The organism is Blastomonas sp. UPD001 (assembly GCF_003426715.1).
Taxonomy (GTDB): domain Bacteria; phylum Pseudomonadota; class Alphaproteobacteria; order Sphingomonadales; family Sphingomonadaceae; genus Blastomonas.
Genome location: NZ_QKVT01000001.1, coordinates 3132462 through 3136767, shown reverse-complemented (window position 1 = coordinate 3136767; position 4306 = coordinate 3132462). Strand labels below are relative to the sequence as shown.

Annotated in this window: 5 protein-coding genes and 1 pseudogene; 2 read left to right on the top strand and 4 right to left on the bottom strand. The window is 67.9% G+C overall.

Translation table 11 applies throughout. From position 1 onward, the window contains the following. From DM995_RS22465 to DM995_RS15910, 4 genes and pseudogenes are all read right to left on the bottom strand, one after another. A pseudogene (locus DM995_RS22465) lies at nucleotides 1-153 on the bottom strand (amino acid permease); the annotation flags it as partial. 35 nt (nucleotides 154-188) lie between these two features. Continuing rightward, complete coding sequence (locus DM995_RS15920; protein WP_023838163.1) at nucleotides 189-854, bottom strand: GntR family transcriptional regulator; 666 nt, start codon at nucleotides 852-854, stop codon at nucleotides 189-191. Between the two features lie 7 nt (nucleotides 855-861). Then, nucleotides 862-1860 carry a 4-hydroxyproline epimerase gene (locus DM995_RS15915; RefSeq protein ID WP_116970058.1) on the bottom strand — a complete coding sequence of 333 codons (999 nt, stop codon included), beginning with the start codon at nucleotides 1858-1860 and terminating at the stop codon, nucleotides 862-864. Between the two features lie 6 nt (nucleotides 1861-1866). Further along, nucleotides 1867-2790, bottom strand: coding sequence for a dihydrodipicolinate synthase family protein (locus DM995_RS15910; RefSeq protein ID WP_116970056.1), 924 nt, complete (start codon nucleotides 2788-2790; stop codon nucleotides 1867-1869). 60 nt (nucleotides 2791-2850) lie between these two features. On the opposite strand from DM995_RS15910, the gene DM995_RS15905 reads away from it, so the two are divergent. Beyond that, a complete protein-coding gene (locus DM995_RS15905) occupies nucleotides 2851-4119 on the top strand; it encodes an NAD(P)/FAD-dependent oxidoreductase (RefSeq protein WP_116970054.1) in 1269 nt (422 codons plus the stop codon). Continuing rightward, a partial coding sequence (locus tag DM995_RS22460; protein WP_232824442.1) for an aminopeptidase P family N-terminal domain-containing protein occupies nucleotides 4116-4306 on the top strand: 191 nt, incomplete at its 3' end. The genes DM995_RS15905 and DM995_RS22460, both read left to right, overlap by 4 nt.

The following is a 4306-nucleotide window of genomic DNA, read 5'->3' as shown; positions in this document are numbered from 1 at the left end:
CCCGACCCCGGTCAGCGTGTAGATGCCGGTGCCGACGATCGCCCCGACGCCCAGCGCGATCAGGTGCGGCCAGGACAATGTCGGCTTCAGGCGGCTGCCCGCGGGGGCGTCGGCCGCCTGCACTATCGGTTTGATCGGCCCTAAAATCCCCATCCGTCGCGTCCCTTTATGATTATGCGCGCGGGCGATCAGCCCGGCGGTCCCTTGGATTCGGTTTGCAGCTGCAGCCTGAGGTCATCGAGCGTCTTGCCGATATGCACCACGGTCAGCGCGCAGATCTTGCGTTCGTCGCGCGCCAGCCAGGCCTGCAGCATCTCGCGATGCTCCTCGTTGGCGCGCTCGTTGCGCCCGAGCGGCTCGAGATGCTTGCGGACATAGCGTTCCGACAGCACGTGCAGCCGTTCGAGAATGGTGAAGGTCACCGGGCGCCCGGCGGGGCGGAGCAATGCGAGGTGAAACGCCCGGTTGAACGCCCCCACGCCTTCGCCGCCGGAATCGGTGAGGCTGTCGAGCTGGTCGAGCAGGTCGGAGGCGGCCTGCTGCTCGCCGGCATCGGCCAACCGCGCGGCGATGGCAATCGTTTCGGGTTCGAGCTTGAGCCGCAGCGCATAGACCTCCTCGGCCTCGACGGCGGTCAGCGGGCGCACGGTAAAGCCGCGATTGGCCTGCGAGGCGAGCAGACCTTCCTGCTCCAGCCGCGCCAGCGCCTCGCGCAGCGGGATCTTGCTTACCCCCATTTCGGCGGCGAGCGCGTCCTGACGGATCGGGCGATCGGGCGCGACGGTGCCGTTGAGAATGCGGGCGCGAACCTGGTCGACCAGCTGTTCGGAAACGTTGCGCGCGGCGATGCTCATAAGCCTCTCATATCACAGAGAAGCCATCCCAAAAGGGGTCTTTGTCGTCGATCCAGATGGTATTGAAGCCGGTCGCGACCGCCGAACCCTGGATCGAGGGGATGATCGCTGCATGCCCGCCCAGTTCGATTGCCTCTTCCACCCGGCCGATGAAGCGGCTGCCGATATAGCTTTCGTGCACGAAGCGCTCGCCGACCTGGAGCCTGCCCTTGTGCGCGAGATGCGCCAGCCGCGCCGAGGTGCCGGTGCCGCAGGGCGAGCGGTCGATCGCGCGCTCGCCATAGAAGACCGCGTTGCGCCCGTCCGCGCCCTCGCCCTTGGGCGCATCGGCCCAGAGCACATGGCTCACCCCCCTGATCCGGTCGTCGAGCGGGTGCACCGGCTCGATGGTTTCGCGCAGCATCGCGCGGACCGTGCGGGCATGCTCGATCAGCCGCGCCGCGCCCAGATCGTCCAGGCCCGTGTAGTTCCCCTGCGGCTCGACGATCGCATAGAAATTGCCGCCATAGGCGATGTCGATCGACAGCGGGCCTAGGCCCGGCACGTCGATCTCGACGCCCTCGGCCGCGACAAACGAGGGGACGTTGCGGATGCGCACCCAGGCCACCTTGTCGCCATCGCGCTCATATTCGATTGCGATGTCGCCCGCGGGCACCTCGACCTTGAGCAGCCCAGGCGTCTGTGGCTGGATCAGCCCGTGCTCCAGGCCGAAGGTGATCATGCCGATCGTGCCGTGCCCGCACATCGGCAGGCAGCCCGAGGTCTCGATGAACAATATGCCGACATCGTTCTCGGGCCGGGTGGGCGGATAGAGGAACCCGCCCGACATCATGTCATGCCCGCGCGGCTCGAAGCACAGGCCGGTGCGGATCCAGTCGAACCGCTCGATGAAATCCATCCGCCGCTCGGCCATCGAGGACCCGCGCACCAGCGGCGCGCCGCCTGCGACCAGGCGGACGGGATTGCCCGCCGTATGGCCGTCGATGCAGAAGAAGGTGTGCTTCATGTGCGATCAGGCGGCCGCCGCGACGTCGGGTACGGGGCGGGTCGCCGCGCACTGCTCGACCCAGGCGATCACGTCGGCACGGCGCTGTCCGGTGAGCGGCATGCGCGGCATGCGCACGCGTTCGGAACCCCGGCCCATGATCTGCTCGGCGAGCTTGATCGACTGGACCAGGTCGTGTTCGGCATCGAGATGCAGCAGCGGCATGAACCAGCGATAGATGCGCAGCGCCTCGGCATAATCGCCGCGCCGCTGCGCCGCGACCAATGCCACCGATTCGCGCGGGAACGCGCTGGTCAGGCCCGAGACCCAGCCCGATGCGCCGAGCATCAGCCCTTCGAGCGCGACATCGTCGAGCCCCGCCATCACCGTATAGCGATCACCGAAACGGTTGATCAGGTCGGTGAAGCGCCGCGGGTCGGGCGCGCTTTCCTTGATCGCGACGATATTGGGCACGTTCTCCAGCCGGGCGAGCGTGTCGAAATCGACATTGACGCGATAGGCCGGCGGGTTGTTGTAGAGCATGATCGGCAGGCTGGTCGCCTCGGCCACCGCGCGGAAATGCGCCTCGAGCTCCTCGACGCGCGGCACATAGACCATGCACGGCAGCAGCATCAGCGCGTCGATTCCGATCGCTTCGGCCGCCCTGGCGTATTCGATCGCGCGCTTGGTGGTGAATTCGGAGACGCCTGCGACCAGAGGCACCCGGCCGCCGACCGCCTCGACCGCGCCCTTGAGCACGGCGAGCTTCTCGTCAGATTCGAGCGAATTGTTCTCGCCGCAGGTCCCCAGAATGATCAACCCGTCGACGCCATCATCGACCAGCGCCGATTGCACCTTTTGCGTCGCGTCATGATCGATCGCGAGGCTTTCGGTGAACTGGGTGGTGGCGGCGGGATACACTCCCTGCCAAAGCGTCTTGTGAGCCGTCATCGTCGCGGAAATCCCCTGTTGCGATAAAATCGTATACGATTATAGGATAGGACCTGCAAGATGAAAAACAGCAGCCATCCTTCGCGCGCGACCGCTCTCGTCATTGGCGGGGGCCTTGTCGGCCTCTGTGCGGCACTGCAGTTGCAGCGCGCGGGCTGCATCGTGACAGTGTTGGAGCCGCAAGAAAAGCCGCAAGGTGCATCCTGGGGCAATGCCGGGCATATCGCGGTCGAGCAGGTCCAGCCGCTTGCCTCGCTGGCGACGATCCGCAGCGCCTGGTCGCGGTTGCATCCGCGCGGCGCGCTCGCGCTCCCGGCAGGCCAGATGCGGACCTGGGCACCGTTTGCACTGCGCCTGATGCGGGCGAGCACGCCGCAACGCTTCGCTAGCGGAACGCGCGCGCTCTCGTCGCTGCTGACGGGCGCGATGCCCGCCTGGCGGAGAATGACCGCGCGTATCGGGGCCGCGCACCTGCTGCGCGAGGACGGCCATTTCGTCGCCTGGGAGAGCGCGGCGTCTGCGGCGCGAGGCCGCGCCTTCTGGACCGAAACCGATATCGGCACCGCCAGCGTGCGCGATGCAAGCGCGGACGAGCTCGCCGCGATCCGCGATCTGGCGCGCGGCGGGCAAATTGCGGGCGCGGTGCGCTTTGCAGGGTCGGGCCAGATCGCCGATCTCGGCGTTCTCGCCGATGCGCTGCGCACCGCGCTGGCGGCAAGCGGGGGCACGATCCGCCATGGACAGGCCGATGGCATCGCGCTGGAGGGCGGCACGGCGGTCGTCCGGCGGGGCACCGAGACGCTGCGCGCCGACCATATCGTGCTGTGCGCCGGGGCGGCCTCTGCCGATCTGCTGCGGCCTATGGGTGCACGCATTCCGCTGATCGCCGAGCGCGGCTATCACATCCAGTCGCCGACAAGCCGCTGGCCGCAGGACATGCCCCCGGTCGCGTTCGAGGACCGGTCGATGATCGTCACCCGCTTTGCCGGCGGCCTGCGCGCGGCCAGCTTTGTCGAGTTCGCATCGCGCAGCGCGCCGCCCGATCCGGCGAAATGGGAAAAGCTGCGCGGCCATGTCGCCGAGCTAGGCCTACCCTTCGACCTGCCCGGCACCCCCTGGATGGGCGCGCGCCCGACCCTGCCCGATTACCTACCCGCGATCGGCCGCAGTGCCCGCGCGCGCAATCTGCTATATGCCTTCGGGCACCAGCATCTGGGGCTGACGCTCGCGGCGGTGACGGGAGAACTGGTCGCTGCGCTGGCGGCGGGCCAGCCGACTGCCATCGATCTGGAGCCGTTCGATGCGGCGCGTTTTGGAGACACGATATGAAGGGCATTGGCGGATCGACCGCAGCCGAGCAGCTGGCCGGGCTTGGGCCATGGCAGGACGCCGCCCCGGCGATCACGCGCGAGGAACGGCTGGCACGCATCGAGAAGGCTCGCAAGCTCACTCGCGAGGCCGGGGCCGACGCGCTGATCGTCGGGGCGGGCGCGAGCCTGCGCTATTTTGCCGGTGT